Here is an 18,055-nt window from a genome sequence, read left to right as displayed (position 1 = left end):
AGGCGCGCCATGTCAAGGGCGACAGCGCCTGACAGGACCATCATGCATCACAAGACCAACCTGCCGACCAAGACCTGCATCCAATGCGGTCGGCCCTTCACCTGGCGGCGCAAATGGGCGCGCGATTGGGAGCAGGTGAAATATTGTTCCGATGCCTGCCGGCGCGGCAAGGTGCCGGACCGGACTGGCGGTACCACCGTTACTCCAGCCCGACCAGGGCGCGGGTAAAGCCCCGCGCCTCAAACGGGCGCAAATCGTAGACGCCCTCACCCACGCCGATGGCATGGACCGGCAGCTTGAACCGTTCCGCCAGGGCCACCAGCACGCCGCCGCGCGCCGACCCGTCCAGCTTGGTCAGGACAAGGCCATTGATGGACACCATGTCCTTGAACACTTCGATCTGGCTATGCGCGTTCTGGCCCGTGGTGGCGTCCAGCGTCAGCAGGGTGGTGTGCGGGGCCTCGGGGTTCAGCTTCTTGATGACGCGCACGATTTTGCGCAACTCTTCCATCAAACCGGCCTTGTTCTGCAACCGGCCCGCCGTATCGATCAGCAGGACATCGGCGCCCGCCTTGGTCGCCTGTTCCACGGCGTCATAGGCCAGGCCCGCCGCATCCGCGCCTGTATCGCGGGACACGACGGGACAGCCCGTGCGTTCACCCCAGACCTTCAACTGTGCCACAGCGGCGGCACGGAACGTGTCACCGGCGGCCAGCCAGACATTCTTGCCCTCATCGCGAAACTGGCGAGCCAGCTTGCCGATGGTGGTGGTCTTGCCGGTGCCGTTGACACCGACCAGCAGGATGATATGCGGCTTCTTCGACGGATCAATGACCAGCGGCTGGGCCACCGGCTCCACAATCTTCTGCAATTCGGTGGCGAGGTAATCCTTCACCTCTTCCGCCGAAACTTCCTTGCCGAACCGCGTCTTGGCCAAACCTGCCGTGAGACGGGCCGCTGTGACGGGGCCTAAGTCAGCGCGGATCAGCAGTTCTTCCAGCTCCTCCAGCGCCTCATCATCCAGCTTCTTCTTGGTGAAGATGCCGGTAATGCCCTCGGTCAGGCGGCTGGTGGATTTGGACAGACCATCCTTCAGACGGGAGAACCAGCTTTTCTTCTCCGGCTGGTCTTCCAGTTCCGGGATCACCTCAACCGCCGGGGCCGGCACGGGCACCGGTTCAGCCTCGACAATGGCCGGCGCCTCCACGGCTTCCACCGGCTCTACAACTGCGACCTGCTCCACCATGGGTGCCGGCGCGGGGGCCGGTTGCGGGGCCGGGGCTTCCGGGGTCGGCTTCTTCTTGAACCAGTTCAGCATCAGTCGAGGACTCGCGCGGTCAGTTGGGTTCCGGCCACGCCGGTAATGGTACAGCGGATGATCGTTCCGGGTTCATAATGATCGGGAAGCGCCACTTCGGCAAAGCCCTCATTGCGGCCCAGCCCCTTGCGTTCGATCAATACGTTAGCGGAATGACCCACCTGTGACGCCAGATAACGGGCCACCTGTGCGTCGCCTGCGGCGCGCAGACGGGCCGCACGTTCCTTGCGCACTGGTCCCGGAACCTGCGGCATCTTGGCGGCGGGCGTGCCGGGACGGGGGCTGTAGGGGAAGACGTGCAGCCAGGTCAGGCCGCATTGTTCCACGATATTCAGGCTGTTCTGGAACATCTCTTCGGTTTCGGTGGGGAAGCCGGCGATGATGTCGGCACCGAAAACCATATCGGGACGCAAAGCCCGCGCCTTTTCGGCAAAGGCGATGGCATCGCCCCGCAGATGGCGGCGCTTCATGCGCTTCAAGATCATGTCGTCGCCGGCCTGAAGCGACAGATGCAGATGCGGCATCAGGCGCGGTTCGTCGGCCACCAGACGCCAGAGATCATCATCCATTTCCACGGCATCCAGCGACGACAGGCGCAGGCGCGGCAGATCGGGCACCAGCGCCAGCAGGCGGCGCACCATCTGTCCCAGCGAGGGCTTGCCCGGCAGGTCGGCGCCATAGGAGGTGACGTCCACCCCGGTCAGCACGACCTCATTATAGCCGCTTTCCACCAGGGCGCGGACCTGATTGACGATCTCCCCCATCGGGACCGACCGGGAATTGCCACGGCCATAGGGGATGATGCAGAAGGTGCAGCGATGGTCGCAGCCATTCTGCACCTGCACGAAGGCCCGCGCCCGCCCCTCCATCCCCTGGATCAGGTGGCCGGCGGTTTCCTTCACGCTCATGATGTCGTTGACGACCACGCGTTCGGCCTGACCCGTGCCGAACTCGGCCCAGGGGGCGGCGGTCAGCTTGGCGTCATTGCCCAGCACATGGTCAACCTCGCCCATGGCGGCGAACTTCTCCGGGCTGACCTGGGCGGCGCAGCCGGTGACGATGATCTTCGATCCCGGCCGTTCGCGGCGCAGGCGGCGAATGGTCTGCCGCGCCTGCCGCTCAGCCTCCGCCGTCACGGCACAGGTATTGACGATGACGACATCATCCAGCCCGGCCTGTCGCGCATGCGTGCGCATAACTTCGGACTCATATGCATTGAGCCGGCAACCGAACGTAACCAGCGTCGGCTCCCCCGGCCCGCCGGTCACTTCCGGCGGGCCGCCCTCGCCGCTTTCATGCACATGCTCGGCCTCGGCCAGACTGGTATCGACGCTCACAGCGTCTCTCCAAGCAGTTCGGGGCCCAGCAATTCCGGTCCCAAGGTCCCGGCAAAGGAGGTGGCGACAGGCCCCGTCATCAGGACATGGCCATCGTCCCGCCATTCGATATTCAGGATACCGCCATCCAGCGTGACGGCGACGCGGCGACCCTGGACCAGACCCCGGCGGATGGCGGCCACGCCGACGGCGCAGGCCCCCGAACCACAGGCATCGGTAATCCCGGCCCCACGCTCCCAGACGCGCATGCGCACCGACGCGGGGCCGGTGATGCTCACCACCTCTATATTGGCGCGGTCAGGAAAAAAGGGATGGCGTTCCAGTTGCGGACCCCATTGGGTCAGGTCCACCGCCTCTGCATCCGGCACGAAATGCACCGCATGCGGATTGCCCATATTGACGCCGACACCGTCAGACAGCGGACCGGCGGACGCCGGCAGGTGCAGGGTGTCGCACGCTTCCGCCACCGGGATCTGTTGCCAGTCCAGCCGCGCCGGCCCCATATCGACCGTAACGGTGCCGTCGGCATGCAGCCAGCAGCGCAGCAGACCGGAAATGGTCTGGATCACCAGCTCATCCCGGCCCAGGCCCTTGCCCACCAGCGAGGCGACGCAGCGCGTGGCGTTGCCACAGGCCCCTGCCTCGCTGCCATCGGGGTTCAGGATACGCATGAAAATGTCGGCAGCCCGATCCTGCGGCGGTTCGATCAGGATCAACTGATCAAACCCCACGCCACGACGGCGGTCACCAATGGCGCGCGCGTGTGCCGCCGTCAGGGGGACAGGCCGGGTGCGGGCGTCGATGACCACAAAGTCATTGCCAAGCCCGTGCATCTTCAAAAACGGTATCGTCATGACGCCTTATATAAGCCCCACAGCCCAAGGCGTAAACGGCGGTGCGGACGGGGCGGGAATGCACGGGCCTCACGGCGGTGCACTGCCGTCGGCGGACCTATGGCAGGAAATGCCGAGTCCCAACAAAATATTCGCCTTAAACGGCGCGATGAAGGCCGTAAGTAGCGCCGTCATCTCATTCCAACTACTTAGCGGTCCTGAACGCTTCTGACTTTTGCCCTCACCCTTGTCGTTCCAGACAATATCCGGGCTGTACGCGTGCATGTTCGCGTCATGAACCATCAGACGACATTCCATCTCTCGCTGGAGGACGGCCCAACGGTCGCTGTCGGCGAGAGAAAGTTTCCCGTCCGATAAGGACAGCTTAGCATGAAGAGGAGCGCTGGGTTTCTCCCAAATCGACTCAAGTTTGGGCATAGCTTCGATCTGCAATGCAAGATGATCATCGGTGAAGCGAACCTGGAGTTTCCAATAGGATTGGGAGACGATGGAACCCTCCCAAGGCAGTCCGGCATCGCGCAAAATGGCATCAATTCTATAGGCGTAGAGCAAATTACCGTTAAGATTGAAAATCAGAACCTTATCTGCTTTTTCTTTGCTGTCGAACCATAGGGTGGCCAACAGGTTATCACCTGAACTCATCAGCCACTCAGCTTTGGGAATTCCTACCGGCAACGGTTTGGTCCAAAGGACACCCCATGTGCCATTATCGTTCTTAGATGCGAACTCGCCGATGAAAACCCAGCGTTCTTGAGGGCAAGCGGACATGTATTGCTGCTCGCCTACCGGGCGTTGCGGAACGTACGGCGCGTCTAGCGGAAGCGGCCAAGCATTGTCCCGGCATATCTCGGTAACTGTGAAACGACTGCGACCATCAGCCGATTGCAAGAGTTGAGGGGGGTGGATGACCTCGGCGATGATCGTGGCGCTGACGGAGGGAAACTGCAACATCACCAGCAAGCAGGCTGTCAGGACCTTCGTCACCCCTCGCATAGCTCAATCCCCCCTACCGCTTCCCCTCAATCACCTTGAACCCATCCGCCTCCGCCACGGTCCGGCGGGACTTAAAGTGCTTGTCCACCACCGCCTCATAGGGCAGGTGCTTGTTGGCGACCAGCAGCATGGTACCGCCACTGCCCAGCGCTTCCGCGGCACGGGTGATGAACTGGCTGCCCAGGGTCACGTCGGTGGCTTTACCGGTGTGAAACGGCGGGTTGGTGATGACCCAGTCGAACCGGCCACGCGGCAGGCCCGCCGTCACATCGGCCCAATGGTATTTCAGGACCGTGCCACCGGCCAGCGGCGCCACATTGACGGCGGCAGCGGCCAGGGATGCTGCATCCGCCTCATACAGATCCAGCCCCGTGATCCGCCCCGGTGCGGCGCGCAGCAGTTCCGCCGACAGGTAGCCCCAACCGGCCCCCAGATCGGCTACGCGACCCCGGATGGCACCCGGAAACTGTGCCGCCAGCAGACGCGACCCGATATCGATCTTGTTCCAGCCATGCATGCCGGGACCTGCGGTGAAGCCCGTGGCGGCCACGGGGCGCACAGCCGCGCCCGCCCGCCAACCAGCCAGAACCGCTGGCGCCTCGCCGGCACCTTTGCGCCACCAGAAGACGCGGGCATGGTATTTGGACAGGCTTTCCACCTCCCCAAACGCCTCCTTCACCGCCTTCATCAGGCTGGTGACGCCCGTATCATTATCGCCCGAACAGACCAGCAGGCCACCAACGGGCAGCGCGTCCCAGGCCTGAGCGATGCTGGCCAGGCTTTCGGCCTTATGCTTGGTCATCAGGCACAGGCCCGCCTGATAATCGCCATCGGCCAGGGTCTGCACGACGCGGAACCCGGCCTGGGTCAGCGCCTCATGCGCGGGCTTGAACCCCGTGACACAGGTCAGGGCGCGCAGACCGGGCGGCAGCTCGGCATCGGCCTGTACATTCAGGATGAAGCCCGACACCGGCAAGGGCAGCATGCCGGCGGCGAACGGGTGGTGGAGGGCTTTGGCGATGGACATGGCCGAACGCGTAACCCATCCGCCCGCCGGTGTCGAGTGGCGTGACCGCACGCCCGAAACCGTGTAGCAAAGGTCCACTTCATCAACGCCGCCGGCCATCATGACGCAGCAGACATCCCGCCAGTTCGCCACCTTCGCCCTGATCGGTGTCGGCGGCCTGTTTGTCGATATGGCATCGCTGGCCGTAGCCCTGCATCTGCTGGGCCTCGACCCCTATGGCGGGCGCGTCTTCTCCTACCTGATGGCGGCGACGTTTACCTGGTACATGAACCGTCAATTCACCTTCACGGGCGTCAGCCGGCGCGGGGCCATCCGGCAATGGGCGCGGTTCCTGGCGGCCAATGCTGTGGGGGCCGTGGTGAATTACGGCGTCTATGTGCTGGTGCTGAAGGTCGGCCCCTGGGTCATCGCCGCTATCGACCTGTGGCCAGACCTGCTGACGGCCCTGCTGCCCTATGCCGGGGTGGCAGCGGGCAGCGTTTCGGGGCTGGTTTTCAACTTTGTCTTGTCCAAGAAACTGGTCTTCCGCAACGCCTGATGTGACCGGGCACGTCCATAAGACAGAGGGCGCAAGCCACCGGTGGCGGACCCGTTCGCGCCCATGCTATGCATGCTTCAATAACAAGGGGTTCGGGGAGCTTTTTCACGCATGCCATCGGCACGGTTCTATCGCTGGATGACCTGGGGCATGACCCTGGCGCTGGCAACCGGTGCCGGTGCCGCGCTGTGGCAGGAAAGCCGTACCTCCGCCCTTCAGTCAGAAGTGCTGGCCCGGTATGGGCGTGACCTGACTTGGCGCGTGGAACCCGGCCCAAATCCCGATATCCGCTTTCCGGGCCAGGGCCCCTATGATGCCCGCTTGGGCTATGCCGCCATTCCCGGCTTCGTGGAACGGCTGATCGCCGCCGATTACCGCGTGGATTTGCAGGCAAGGCCCAGCCCGCAACTGCGCGACTACATGGATTTCGGCGGCTTTGCGCCCTATGCGGAGAAGACGTCCGGCGGCCTGTCCATCCGCGATCAGATGGGCAATCCCCTGTTCGACGCGCGTTATCCCGAACGCATCTATGCCGGGTTTAACGAGGTGCCGAAGCTGGTGGCCGACACGCTGCTGTTCATTGAGAACCGGGAGTTGCTGGACACCACATATCCCAACCGCAATCCGGCGGTGGAATGGGACCGGTTCGGTCTGGCCGTCATCAATATCCCCCTGAAATTCATCGACCCGGATAGCCCGCGCGCCGGCGGCTCCACGCTTGCCACCCAGATCGAGAAGTACCGCCACTCGCCGGAGGGGCGAACGGGCAGCGGGGTGGAAAAGCTGCGGCAGATGATGTCGGCCTCTGTCCGCGCCTATAAGGGGGGGACGGATACCACGCGGGTGCGCCATCAGATCCTGGTGGATTACCTGAACTCCACCCCGCTTTCCGCCCGCCCCGGCGTGGGGGAGGTCAATGGGCTGGGGGATGGTCTCTGGGCCTGGTACGGCACCGACTTCACCATCGCCAACCGCATCCTGCGCGGCCATCCCCGGACCGAGGAGGATTTGCAGGTCCAGGCCGTTGTCTACAAACAGGTGTTGAGCCTGCTGCTGGCCCAACGCCGGCCATCGGCCTATCTGGGGGCCAATGGCCGCAAGGCGTTGAATGATCTGGCGAATGCCCACCTGACCCTGCTGGAGCGCGCCGGCGTCATCGCCGCGCCCCTGGCCGATGCCGCCCGCTTCTTCCCCCTGCGGTTCAAGGAAGCGCCGCCCGACATCCCCGAACCCAGCTTTGTGGAGCAGAAGGCCACCAACGCCATCCGCGCCCGGCTGCTGGGCATGTTGGGTGTGCCCAGCCTTTATGCGCTGGACCGGCTGGACCTTGCCGTCGACACCACCCTGGACCAGCCGACACAGGCGCGGGTGACAGAGACGCTGAAGAAACTGGCCGACCCGGCACAGGCGGCGGCCTTAGGTCTGGTCGGTGACCGGCTGCTGAACAATGCCGACCCGGCCCGCATCGTCTATTCCGTCACCCTGTTCGAACGCACCGCAGAGGCGAACCTGGTCCGGGTGCAGGTCGACACGCTGCCCCAGCCGCTGGATCTGAATGAGGGGGCCAAGCTCGACCTTGGCTCCACGGCCAAGCTGCGTACGCTGGTCACCTATCTCGAAATCATCTCCCGGCTGCATGCCCGCTACATCACGCGGGAAAGCTATGAGTTGGAGGCGGCAGCGCTGGAGGCGCCCGACCGGCTGACGCAATGGGTGCTGCGTACCATGGCGGCCAACCCCAGCATCGGCATCGCCCCCCTGCTGGACCTTGCCATGGAGCGGGAATATTCGGCCAGCCCCGCCGAACGCTTCTTCACGGGCGGCGGCCTGCACAGTTTCGGGAATTTCGACGACAAGGATGATGGCAAGGTCATCACCGTGTCAGAGGCGTTCCGCCATTCCGTCAACCTTGTCTTCATCCGCATGATGCGGGACATCGTGAACCATTACATCGCCGAGGGGCCGGACAGCCGCGACGATTTGATGGATGATCCCCGCCACCCGGCCCGCCGCACCTATCTGGCGCAGTTCGCGGATCAGGAGGGTAGCGCCTACCTGAACAAGTTCTGGACCGACTATAAGGGGCTGGAGCCCGAAGCGGCCCTGGACAAGCTGGCCAAGCGTATCCGGGCCACGCCGGACCGGCTGTCGGTCATTTTCCGCTCCGCCCTGCCCAATGCCACGGCAGAGGATCTGGGCGTCTTCCTGAACCGGCATATGCCCGCCGGCGGCCCGCCGGAGGCACAGGTGAAGGCGCTGTTTGACCGCTATAACCCCGACAATTGGTCGCTGAACGACCGGGGCTATATTGTGGGCGTGCATCCGCTGGAACTGTGGCTGGTCGGCTATCTTCAGGACAGCCGGCAGGCACAGCGCGGGGAGATGCTGAAAGACAGCAGCGTGCCGCGCCAGGAAAGCTATAAATGGCTGTTCACCTCCCGCTCCAAACAGGCGCAGGATACGCGCATCGGCATCGTGCTGGAGGAAGAGGCGTTCAACCGCATTCATGAGGAATGGACGCGCCTTGGCTACCCATTCGGCAGCCTGATCGCCAGCTACGCCACCTCCATCGGCAGTTCGGCCGACCGGCCCGGTGCACTCGCCGAACTGATGGGCATCATCCTGAATGACGGTGTGCGCCTGCCCACCTTGCGCGTGGGCCGCCTGCATTTTGCGACCGGCACGCCGTATGAGACCAGCTTTGTGCCGGCCAAGCTGCTGGACGGGGCAGAGCAGGTGATGGAACCGTCGGTCGCCCGCGTCGTGCGCCGCCACCTGCGCGATATCGTGGATAATGGCACCGCGCGCCGTGTGAAGGGCGCCTTCACCGCTGCCGACGGCGCCGAAATGCCCATCGGTGGCAAGACGGGCACGGGCGACCATCGTTTCGAACGCTATGGCCCCGGTGGGGTTGTCCTGGAAAGCCGTGTGGTCAACCGCACCGCCACCTTCGTCTTCTATATCGGCGACCGCTTTTTCGGCGTGATCACGGCACATGTGCATGGGCCGGAAGCGGCGGAGTACCGCTTCACCTCCGCCCTACCCTCACAGTTGCTGAAGATACTGGCCCCCGCGCTGAACCCGCTGCTGAACGCCGATACTCAGACGGCGGAGCGGGGACGGTAGCGGTCGACACGTTCAAGATCTGAGAGTAGGGGCCGGCTACTTTTGACGATGACGCCAAGCCTCAAGAATGAGGCTTCGGCACGCCGGCAGATAGGCGAAATACTTCTGAGCCCGCCTACTATTTTCAGCCATGCTTTCAAGGCGGTTCCAATAGTCGGAAATGGTCAACCGATTTAAAACCTCCGTTATATTATCGCCCGGCGAAATCAATATCATTCCATCAACATCGAAGTAATCACCGATATTTGGACATCCCATATAGATAGGAATGGTATAAGTCGCAAAACAGTCCATTAATTTTTCAGAAAAATAATGCTCATCAAATGCATTTTCGATAGCAATGTGAAACATAGATTCGAACAAAACGTTCTTGGTATCGTCAGGCAGAAGCGGATAAGGGACCCGGTCATCCATAGCGTATTGACGGCCTTTGTAAACGCGCAGGGGTATTGTAGAACCCAGCGACAAATCATTCAGAAGATTGATGCGCTCCGCATACCCAATGCGCTTCGGTCGATTGCTTCCAATGCTGAATAGAAAGCTTGCAGAGAATTCCTTTCTGGAGGGAGTCTTCGTTGCATAGAGACACCCAAATGGCCTAAGGACACAATTTGGAAATACGCTGTAACGGGGATGGTAAGCAATTATAAGGTCAAAGTACTGATATATTTTTGACAACTCATCGACACTAACAAGAAACTCCAATGGCTCACTATTGATCAGCAACACCTTGTAATTATCATTTACTTCTAGCCGCACCGGGCGGCACCAATGTACTTCACATGGAAATGGCAGATTTATGCGCAGCCAGTGAACACCAAAATTCTCCACTAACATGATCAATCCTGACTGCTGTGAGCTGTAGCTGTTTGGCCACCTGATATAGAAGCCGCGCCGCCGGCTGCCCACGCATAAACCCAGGCTGGAGGTACCGCGACCAATACATTGCGACGCAAATCATCATCAAGCATCTGAAAATAATAAAGCGGACAAATATCCAGCAATGCATCGATCACCTCAGAAACCAGCAACCGCCCCCGATCACCTCCGACACCGCTCACGATAACAATAGGATGAAATATATTGTCGCTGAACCAGCGCCGGACAACCTGAATTTCATCCACCAACCCATGATGAATATCTGCAGAAGAGCCCATATCACAATCTGGCTCTTTATTGATCAAGTGAACAGTCACAGATTTATTTTGCGAATTCTCGCAAGCCTGGTTTAACGCCGCGACGGCAGAACCACCATACAGCATGATTCTAGTCGCTGATGGCTGACGCTCCAATTCAATCCTGACCGCATTGTAAACGTCAGAATGTCGCGCTGGAGAAGGCTCAATTCTATAGATCTCTTGAAATCCCGATCGCAGGGCATCGGGAACAAGGCACATTGAGGAATGCCCCATCTCAATTAAAATATCGTAGACAAAGTCATCAATTTTAAATTTCATCGGCGCAGGCTCCCTGAATCCGACCAATTGGCGTAAAAACCGGCCTAAAATGCATGCAGTGAAGCTTTCACAAGCTATCCAAATCGACCAGACCGTCAAGCAATTACACAGCCTACGGCGGCAGCCAACTCTGCCAACGGGCATCGTCGACGCACCCCACCCTTTCGACCATCCCCTTTATCCACATCATTCACAGCCAAAGACCCCTTCCCCCCGCCGCCCATTGTGCTAGCTTACGGCATCCACCCCCTACATCTAGTGTTGGTGCCATGTCCTTGCTGACGCCGAACCCGGTTTACAAGCCTTTCCGCTATCCATGGGCCTATGAGGCCTGGCTGACGCAGCAGCGAATCCATTGGCTGCCGGAGGAAGTGCCGCTGGCCGATGACGTCAAAGACTGGCGCAACAACCTGTCGGACGGCGAGCGGAACCTGCTGACGCAGATTTTCCGATTCTTCACCCAGGCCGATGTCGAGGTGAACAATTGCTACATGCGGCATTATAGCCGCGTGTTCCAGCCGACCGAGGTCTGCATGATGCTGGCCGCTTTCTCCGCTATGGAGACGGTGCATATCGCAGCCTACAGCCACCTGCTTGACACAATCGGCATGCCCGAGGTCGAGTATTCGGCGTTCCTTCATTACAAGGCGATGAAGGACAAGTACGACTACATGCACGAGTTCAATGTCGACAGTAAAAAGGACATCGCCAAGACGCTGGCGGTGTTCGGCGCCTTCACCGAAGGCCTGCAGCTGTTCGCCAGCTTCGCCATCCTTATGAACTTCCCACGCTTCGGGAAGATGAAGGGCATGGGACAGATCGTCACCTGGTCGGTGCGCGATGAAAGCCTGCATACGCAGTCCATCATCCAGCTGTTCAAGACCTTCATTTCCGAAAACCCCGAGGTCTGGGACGAGGAGTTCCAGCGCGAGCTGTATGTCGCCTGCGAAACCATCGTGCATCATGAGGACGCCTTCATCGATCTGGCGTTCGAGATGGGTGCAGTGAAGGGCATGGAAGGCGAGGATGTGAAGAAGTACATCCGCTACATCGCCGACCGCCGTCTGGCACAGCTGGGCCTGCAGCCCATCTATAAGACCGAAAAGAACCCCCTGCCCTGGATGGATGCCATCCTGAACGGCGTGGAACACACCAACTTCTTCGAAAACCGCGCCACCGAATATTCCAAGGCCGCCACCAAGGGCAGCTGGGAAGAAGCGTTCGGCGACTAAGTTTTCTGGCTGATGCAGGGCCCGGTACAGCGGCAAAAATGCCGCGCCGGGCCCTTAACATGTCTGCCTGCAAAATGCCCCTTCCCAAGCCCCCCTGGCTTGGCGCATAAAGAAGTGCAAACTCATAGGAGCTTGCACAGTGATTTCATCCAACAATTCGACCCTTGATCTGCCGGTGGAAAGCTTCACCGACGCTGATGGCGCATATGCCCGTGTCCGGGCGCTTTATGATCAGGCCGTCGATTTTCTGCGTGACCGGTTTTCTGCTTTTGCCCGTGGCGAGGATTTGGGCGGGCGTGTGCGCGCCTGCTACCCCTTCATTCAGATCCGCATCGACAGCGAACCCCGCATCGACAGCCGCCTGGCCTATGGCTTCGTCCATGGCATGGGCACCTTCCGCACCACCGTCACGCGCCCCGACCTGTTCGACCATTACCTTCACCATCAGTTCTCGCTGCTGGTGAAGAATCACGGTGTGCCGCTGGAAGTGGGGATCAGCGAGACGCCGATCCCGATACAGTTCGCCTATCCCGAGGGCATGCATGTCGAAGGCGACCTGACGCCGGAGCGGCTGTACCAGTTGCGCGACTATTTCGACCTGCCCGATCTGATCTACATGGATGACAGCATCGTCAACGGCACGCACATCACCCCGCCGGGTGCCCCGCGTCCGCTGGCCCTGTTCACGGCGCCGCGCGTGGATTACAGCCTGCACCGGCTGAAGCACTACACCGCGACCAAGCCCGACCATTTCCAGAACTACGTCCTGTTTACGAACTATCAGTTCTACATTGATGAGTTCGTGCGCCGTGGGCTGGAGATCATGGAACCGTCGGACGACCCGGCCACCCAGGCCTATCGCCGCCAGTACGAAGCCTTCATTGAGCCAGGCGACCACATCACCTGGAACCAGGCCGTCTATCCGGGTAAGGAGCCGCAGGGCCAGAAGGTCGCCCGCCTGCCGCAGATGCCAGCATATCACCTGAAGCGCAAGGACGGCAATGGCATCACCATCGTCAATATCGGCGTCGGCCCATCCAACGCCAAGACGATCAGCGACCATATTGCCGTCTTGCGCCCGCATGTCTGGCTGATGCTGGGCCATTGCGCGGGCCTGCGCGACACCCAGAAGCTGGGCGATTATGCTCTGGCCCATGGCTATGTGCGTGACGACAAGGTGCTGGATGCCGACCTGCCAACCTGGGTCCCCGTCCCGGCGCTTGCCGAAGTGCAGGTGGCGCTGGAGGACGCGGTGGAGGAAGTGACCGGCCTGAAGGGCTGGGAGCTGAAGTCGATTATGCGCACGGGCACCGTTGCCACCATCGACAACCGCAACTGGGAACTGCGCGACCATAGCGAGCCGGTGCAGCGGTTCAGCCAGTCGCGCGCCATCGCGCTGGACATGGAATCGGCAACGGTCGCCGCCAACGGCTTCCGCTTCCGCGTGCCCTACGGCACCTTGCTGTGCGTGTCGGACAAGCCGCTGCATGGCGAGATCAAGTTACCCGGCATGGCCAACCATTTCTACCGCGCGCGTGTAGACCAGCATCTGGCCATCGGCATGCGCGCCATGGAAATGATGCGCGACACGGGCCTGGAACGGCTGCACAGCCGCAAGCTGCGCAGCTTTGCGGAAGCGGCGTTTCAGTAACACGGGGCACGGATGGTGCTACCCTCACCCTTCCATTGGCTAACGCCAACGGGCGCCTCTCTCTCCCGCAAGCGGTAGAGGGGCGAAATTGAAGCCCCTCGCCCACGACAGTGGGAGAGGGAGGGGCCCGAACGTGTCAGCGTTTGGGAGGGTGAGGGGACCACGCAGGGTGAGGGTGCGTCCTTCCTTACCCCTCCCGGCGTCCCCCGATCAGGAACTCCTTATTCCCCTCCGGCCCCGTGATCGGGCTTTCAACTACGCCCAGCACGGTCCAGCCCGCCTGCCCCGCCAGCCAGCCTTGGATACGGTCGCAGACCTCCTGGTGCAGTTCCGGCTCCCGCACCACCCCGCCCTTGCCCACGCGGCCTTTGCCCACCTCAAACTGCGGCTTGATCAGGGCGACGAGGTAAGCGCCGGGCTTGGTCAGGGCCATGGCGGCGGGCAGCACGGTTTCCAGGCCGATGAAGCTGGCGTCACAGACCACGATATCGACGGGATCGGGGATGATCTCCGCCGTCAGGTGGCGGGCGTTGGTTTTCTCCAGCACCACCACCCGTTCATCCTCCCGGATTTTCCAGGCCAGCTGCCCATGCCCGACATCGACGGCATAGACCTTGGCCGCCCCCCGCGTCAGCAGCACATCGGTGAAGCCGCCGGTAGAAGCCCCCACATCAATGCCGACAAAGCCGGTGGGATCGATCCCGAAATTGTCCAGCCCCTTCACCAGCTTCAGCCCACCCCGGCTGACCCAGGGATGGTCCTGGCCCTTTACCAGCAGCAACTGGCTTTCCGGCACGGTATCGCCAGCCTTGTCGATGCGGCGGGTGTCGGCATAGACCAGACCGGCCAGGATAAGGGCCTGGGCCTTGGACCGGCTTTCGGCCAAGCCACGATCGACCAAAGCCTGATCCACTCTGACTTTCGGCTCTTTAACTTTTGGCGGCTTGGACATGGGAACCCGCTTTTGCGATAATGGGGTAACCGGGATAGATAGTCCCAGAACCATGGATAAGACAATGAAACGCGCCCTGATCCTCACCACCCTCGCCCTGGCCGCCCTGTCGCTTTCCGCCTGCAATACCGTTGAAGGCGTGGGCAAGGACATCAAGAGCGCCGGTAAGGCCATCGAGAAGGGCGCGCAGTAAGGGGTGTCAGGAAGGGGCGGCGGCAAAGACGGACGCGACCTCGCCCGCGTCCAGCAGCCGCCATTCCCCCTCCGCCAGATCGCCCAGCGTCAGCCCACCGATGGAGACGCGGTGCAGCGTCTCCACATGGTTGCCGACCGCCGCGAACATGCGGCGGATCTGGTGATAGCGCCCTTCCTGGATGGTCAGGCGCGCCCGCTTCTCACCCAGCACGTCCAGCGTGGCCGGCAGAAGCGGCGTCTTCTCCGATTTCAGCATCAGCGTGCCGGATGCGAACACCGCCGCTTCCTCCCCCGTCAGGGAGCGGGCCAGTTCCGCCTCATAGACCTTGGGCACATTGGCCTTGGGCGAGATGATGCGGTGGAGCAACTGGCCATCATCGGTCAGCAGCAGCAGACCCGTCGTATCGCGGTCCAACCGCCCTACCGGCGCGATGATCGGGTTGCGATATTCAAACCGCTCGGGCAGCAGCTCATACACTACCCGACCCGGATCGCTGGTCGAGCACGTATAGCCCGACGGCTTGTGCAGCATCAGCACCGACCCCTGGGGCGGGTCCAGTTCCTCACCATCGATACGGATATCAGCATGCTCGACCTTGTCCCCATCGGACAGGGGGCTGCCATCGGCCCGCGTGACGCGGCCCTCCTTCAGCAGCATCTTCACGTCGCGCTGGCTGCCATAACCCAGATTGGCGATCAGGCGGACAATGCGCATCGATAGAACCTCTTTGAATGAACAAGGGCCGGGGATTACTCCCCGGCCCCAGAACAACGCTATGCGCCGGTGATCAGCGTTCCAGCGGCTTGTACTTGATGCGGTGCGGCTGGTCGGCCTCTGCACCCAGGCGGCGGCGCTTATCGGCTTCATAATCCGCGTAGTTGCCCTCGAACCAGACGACCTGGCTGTCGCCCTCGAACGCCAGGATGTGCGTGGCCAGACGGTCCAGGAACCAGCGATCGTGCGAGATGACCACGGCGCAGCCGGGGAACGTCGTCAACGCCTCTTCCAGCGCACGCAGGGTTTCAACGTCCAGATCGTTGGTCGGTTCGTCAAGCAGCAGAACGTTGGCGCCGGACTTCAGCATCTTGGCCAGATGCACGCGGTTGCGCTCACCACCCGACAGCTGGCCCAGCTTCTTCTGCTGATCCGGCCCACGGAAGTTGAAAGCGCTGACATAGGCGCGGGACGGCATGGACTTCTTGCCCAACTCGATCACGTCCAGACCGCCGGAGATTTCCTCCCAGACGTTCTTCTTGTCATCCAGGCTATCGCGGCTCTGGTCCACATAACCCAGCTGCACCGTCTCGCCCACGCGGAAATTGCCGCCATCGGGCTTTTCCGCGCCGGTGATCATGCGGAACAGGGTGGTCTTACCGGCACCGTTGGGGCCGATGATGCCGACAATCCCACCGGGCGGCAGGCGGAAGGACAGATCGTCGATCAGCAGCCGGTCGCCAAAGCCCTTGCGCAGGTTCTCGGCCTCGATAACGACATTGCCCAGGCGCGGCGGCGTGGGAATGACGATGCGGGTTTCGCCGATGGCTTCCTTCTGGTTGGCGGATGCCAGCAATTCTTCATAGGCCTGGATACGGGCCTTGGACTTGGCCTGACGGGCCTTCGGAGAAGCGCGCACCCATTCCAGTTCCTGGGCCAGCTGCTTCTGCTTGGCACCCTCTTCGCGGCCTTCCTGTTCCAAACGCTTCTGCTTCTGCTCCAGCCAGGCGGAATAATTGCCCTCATACGGGATGCCCGAGCCGCGATCCAGTTCCAGGATCCAGCCGGTGACGGCATCCAGGAAGTAACGGTCGTGGGTGACCATGACGACGGTGCCGGGATAATCGGCCAGGAAGCGCTGCAGCCAGGCCACGCTCTCGGCGTCCAGATGGTTGGTCGGTTCGTCCAGCAGCAGCATGTCGGGCTTGGACAGCAGCAGCTTGCACAGCGCCACGCGGCGCTTCTCACCGCCCGACAGCTTGCTCACGTCGGCATCGCCGGCGGGGCAGCGCAGCGCGTCCATGGCGATTTCAACGGTGCGGTCCAGGTCCCAGGCGTCGGCCGCGTCGATCTTTTCCTGCAAATCGGCCTGTTCGGCCATCAGCGCATCGAAATCGGCGTCGGGATCGGCCATGGCCTCCGACACTTCGTTGAACCGGTCCAGCAGCGCCTTGGTGGGGCCAACGCCTTCCATGACATTGTCCCAGACATTCTTGGCCGGGTTCAGCTGCGGCTCCTGCGGCAGGTACCCGACCTTCACGCCTTCGGCGGACCAGGCCTCGCCATTATAATCCTTGTCCAGACCCGCCATGATCTTCAGCAGGGTCGACTTACCCGAGCCGTTCACACCCAGCACGCCGATCTTGGCGCCGGGATAGAAGGACAGCCAGATATTCTCGAATACCTTCTTGCCGCCGGGATAGACCTTGGTCACACCCTTCATCACATAGACATATTGATACGCGGCCATGGGGGCATCCTTCAGATAAGCGTCTGCAAAAGGTTTGCGGGCCTTGTACCGCAGCAGGGCGCGGGGTGCAATCGGGGGGTGGGGTTAGAAGAGCGGCACGGAGAGGGAGCGGGCGGCCGCGATGATCTCCTTGTCAAAGGTGGCCAGTGGCAGGCCACGGTCCAGCGCCAGGGCCAGATAGGAGGCGTCGTATACAGTCAGCCGGTGCTTGGCCGCCAAGTCCGCCACCGACTGCCATGCATTGGGTTCCGTCAGCAGATCATAGTCGCGTCAGCAGTGATCTACTCGCAGGTAATGATCCATACGGAGGTCACACCACCGAAATCAGTGGCGTTGGGGCCGCATCGGAGGTTGGCTTGACCACGATATCCACCGCACAGCCCAACCGCACCAGCATGCGCAACAGCCGTTCCACCGAGATATCCCGAAACTGACCGCACAGCAGGCGGGAGATATCAGGTTGGCTGACGCCCACTCGCTGGGCGGCGTCGGCTTGGGTTAGGCCCTGATCCTTCAAGACCGATGCAAGCCGGGCAACAAGCTGGGCTTTCAACAGGTGGCTCTCTGGGTCGGGCATACCCAGGTCGGCGAAGACATTACCGGTGCGTTGGTCGATAGAGTTGGCGGTCATGTCCTGGCCCTCCGGTGGGGCGGAGGCTGAGTTTAGAACGGTCTAAAGACCATCTTCGTCATCCCGGCGACAAGCCGGGACCCAGGGTCACAAGCCCGACCTGTCCACCTGCTTTCCAGCGGGGAAATCCCACGCGTGGAGCATGTGGCCCCTGGGTCCCGGCCTACGCCGGGATGACGAAGGAGGGGGCGATTGCGGTCGGTGCGGTCCGCACCAGCGGCCTGCGTCCACCATGTTGCAACCACCATCCCCACCCAACCACCCTTCCCCACCGCCTAT

General features: G+C 61.7%; 18 protein-coding genes. 6 read left to right on the top strand and 12 right to left on the bottom strand.

Features of this window, described 5'->3' with window-relative positions; all coding sequences use genetic code 11:
* Positions 1-9 precede the first annotated feature (9 nt).
* A complete protein-coding gene (locus tag ACT6Q8_RS02900) occupies positions 10-228 on the top strand; it encodes a DUF2256 domain-containing protein (protein WP_444732571.1) in 219 nt (72 codons plus the stop codon).
* On the opposite strand, the gene ftsY is transcribed toward ACT6Q8_RS02900, so the two are convergent.
* The 5 genes from ftsY to ACT6Q8_RS02875 form a co-directional block, all read right to left on the bottom strand.
* The gene (gene ftsY / locus ACT6Q8_RS02895; protein ID WP_444732570.1) at positions 200-1,318 is read right to left on the bottom strand and encodes a signal recognition particle-docking protein FtsY; all 1,119 of its coding nucleotides are present in this window, start codon (positions 1,316-1,318) and stop codon (positions 200-202) included. The two genes, ACT6Q8_RS02900 and ftsY, sit on opposite strands and share 29 nt — an antisense overlap.
* Positions 1,318-2,586, bottom strand: coding sequence for a tRNA (N(6)-L-threonylcarbamoyladenosine(37)-C(2))-methylthiotransferase MtaB (gene mtaB / locus ACT6Q8_RS02890; RefSeq protein ID WP_054167521.1), 1,269 nt, complete (start codon positions 2,584-2,586; stop codon positions 1,318-1,320). The genes ftsY and mtaB overlap by 1 nt, the downstream gene beginning before the upstream one ends.
* A gap of 65 nt (positions 2,587-2,651) precedes the next feature.
* Entirely contained in the window at positions 2,652-3,509 is an 858-nt protein-coding gene (gene dapF / locus ACT6Q8_RS02885; RefSeq protein ID WP_444732569.1) for a diaminopimelate epimerase, read from the bottom strand.
* A gap of 69 nt (positions 3,510-3,578) precedes the next feature.
* Positions 3,579-4,493, bottom strand: a complete 915-nt coding sequence (locus tag ACT6Q8_RS02880) for a hypothetical protein (RefSeq protein ID WP_444732568.1) — start codon at positions 4,491-4,493, stop codon at positions 3,579-3,581.
* A gap of 22 nt (positions 4,494-4,515) precedes the next feature.
* The gene (locus ACT6Q8_RS02875; protein ID WP_444732567.1) at positions 4,516-5,529 is read right to left on the bottom strand and encodes a class I SAM-dependent methyltransferase; all 1,014 of its coding nucleotides are present in this window, start codon (positions 5,527-5,529) and stop codon (positions 4,516-4,518) included.
* Between the two features lie 100 nt (positions 5,530-5,629).
* On the opposite strand from ACT6Q8_RS02875, the gene ACT6Q8_RS02870 reads away from it, so the two are divergent.
* Together ACT6Q8_RS02870 and ACT6Q8_RS02865 are read left to right on the top strand one after the other, a co-directional pair.
* Positions 5,630-6,067 carry a GtrA family protein gene (locus tag ACT6Q8_RS02870; RefSeq protein ID WP_444732566.1) on the top strand — a complete coding sequence of 146 codons (438 nt, stop codon included), beginning with the start codon at positions 5,630-5,632 and terminating at the stop codon, positions 6,065-6,067.
* Positions 6,068-6,178: 111 nt separating this feature from the next.
* Positions 6,179-9,193, top strand: a complete 3,015-nt coding sequence (locus ACT6Q8_RS02865) for a transglycosylase domain-containing protein (RefSeq protein WP_444732565.1) — start codon at positions 6,179-6,181, stop codon at positions 9,191-9,193.
* Positions 9,194-9,229: 36 nt separating this feature from the next.
* On the opposite strand, the gene ACT6Q8_RS02860 is transcribed toward ACT6Q8_RS02865, so the two are convergent.
* Positions 9,230-10,030, bottom strand: coding sequence for a glycosyltransferase family 10 domain-containing protein (locus ACT6Q8_RS02860; protein WP_156344501.1), 801 nt, complete (start codon positions 10,028-10,030; stop codon positions 9,230-9,232).
* A gap of 2 nt (positions 10,031-10,032) precedes the next feature.
* The gene (locus tag ACT6Q8_RS02855; RefSeq protein WP_444732564.1) at positions 10,033-10,650 is read right to left on the bottom strand and encodes a hypothetical protein; all 618 of its coding nucleotides are present in this window, start codon (positions 10,648-10,650) and stop codon (positions 10,033-10,035) included.
* A 269-nt stretch (positions 10,651-10,919) separates the two neighbouring features.
* On the opposite strand from ACT6Q8_RS02855, the gene ACT6Q8_RS02850 reads away from it, so the two are divergent.
* Positions 10,920-11,882, top strand: a complete 963-nt coding sequence (locus tag ACT6Q8_RS02850) for a ribonucleotide-diphosphate reductase subunit beta (RefSeq protein ID WP_444732563.1) — start codon at positions 10,920-10,922, stop codon at positions 11,880-11,882.
* 139 nt (positions 11,883-12,021) lie between these two features.
* The gene (locus tag ACT6Q8_RS02845; protein ID WP_444732562.1) at positions 12,022-13,533 is read left to right on the top strand and encodes an AMP nucleosidase; all 1,512 of its coding nucleotides are present in this window, start codon (positions 12,022-12,024) and stop codon (positions 13,531-13,533) included.
* Between the two features lie 187 nt (positions 13,534-13,720).
* Here ACT6Q8_RS02845 and ACT6Q8_RS02840 read toward each other — a convergent pair whose 3' ends face one another.
* On the bottom strand, positions 13,721-14,485 hold the full coding sequence (locus ACT6Q8_RS02840; protein ID WP_054167116.1) for a TlyA family RNA methyltransferase: 765 nt from the start codon (positions 14,483-14,485) through the stop codon (positions 13,721-13,723).
* Positions 14,486-14,549: 64 nt separating this feature from the next.
* Between ACT6Q8_RS02840 and ACT6Q8_RS02835 the strand changes: the two genes are divergently transcribed.
* Positions 14,550-14,678 carry an entericidin A/B family lipoprotein gene (locus tag ACT6Q8_RS02835; protein WP_082372187.1) on the top strand — a complete coding sequence of 43 codons (129 nt, stop codon included), beginning with the start codon at positions 14,550-14,552 and terminating at the stop codon, positions 14,676-14,678.
* 6 nt (positions 14,679-14,684) lie between these two features.
* Here the strand turns inward: ACT6Q8_RS02835 and ACT6Q8_RS02830 are convergent, their stop codons facing one another.
* The 4 genes from ACT6Q8_RS02830 to ACT6Q8_RS02815 all read right to left on the bottom strand — a co-directional run bounded on the left by ACT6Q8_RS02830 (position 14,685) and on the right by ACT6Q8_RS02815 (position 17,776).
* The gene (locus ACT6Q8_RS02830) at positions 14,685-15,395 is read right to left on the bottom strand and encodes a pseudouridine synthase (RefSeq protein WP_444732561.1); all 711 of its coding nucleotides are present in this window, start codon (positions 15,393-15,395) and stop codon (positions 14,685-14,687) included.
* A 73-nt stretch (positions 15,396-15,468) separates the two neighbouring features.
* Positions 15,469-17,145, bottom strand: coding sequence for an energy-dependent translational throttle protein EttA (ettA, locus tag ACT6Q8_RS02825; protein ID WP_054167114.1), 1,677 nt, complete (start codon positions 17,143-17,145; stop codon positions 15,469-15,471).
* Positions 17,146-17,229: 84 nt separating this feature from the next.
* Positions 17,230-17,400: a type II toxin-antitoxin system VapC family toxin gene (locus tag ACT6Q8_RS02820; protein WP_444732679.1), complete on the bottom strand. Its 171-nt coding sequence runs from the start codon at positions 17,398-17,400 to the stop codon at positions 17,230-17,232.
* Positions 17,401-17,455: 55 nt separating this feature from the next.
* A complete protein-coding gene (locus tag ACT6Q8_RS02815) occupies positions 17,456-17,776 on the bottom strand; it encodes a helix-turn-helix domain-containing protein (protein WP_444732560.1) in 321 nt (106 codons plus the stop codon).
* Positions 17,777-18,055 lie beyond the last annotated feature (279 nt).

Origin of the sequence: Niveispirillum sp. (genome assembly GCF_052437035.1) — a bacterium.
GTDB lineage: Bacteria > Pseudomonadota > Alphaproteobacteria > Azospirillales > Azospirillaceae > Niveispirillum.
The sequence above is the reverse complement of the archived record's forward strand: the minus strand, read 5'-3'. Positions and strand labels throughout refer to the sequence as shown.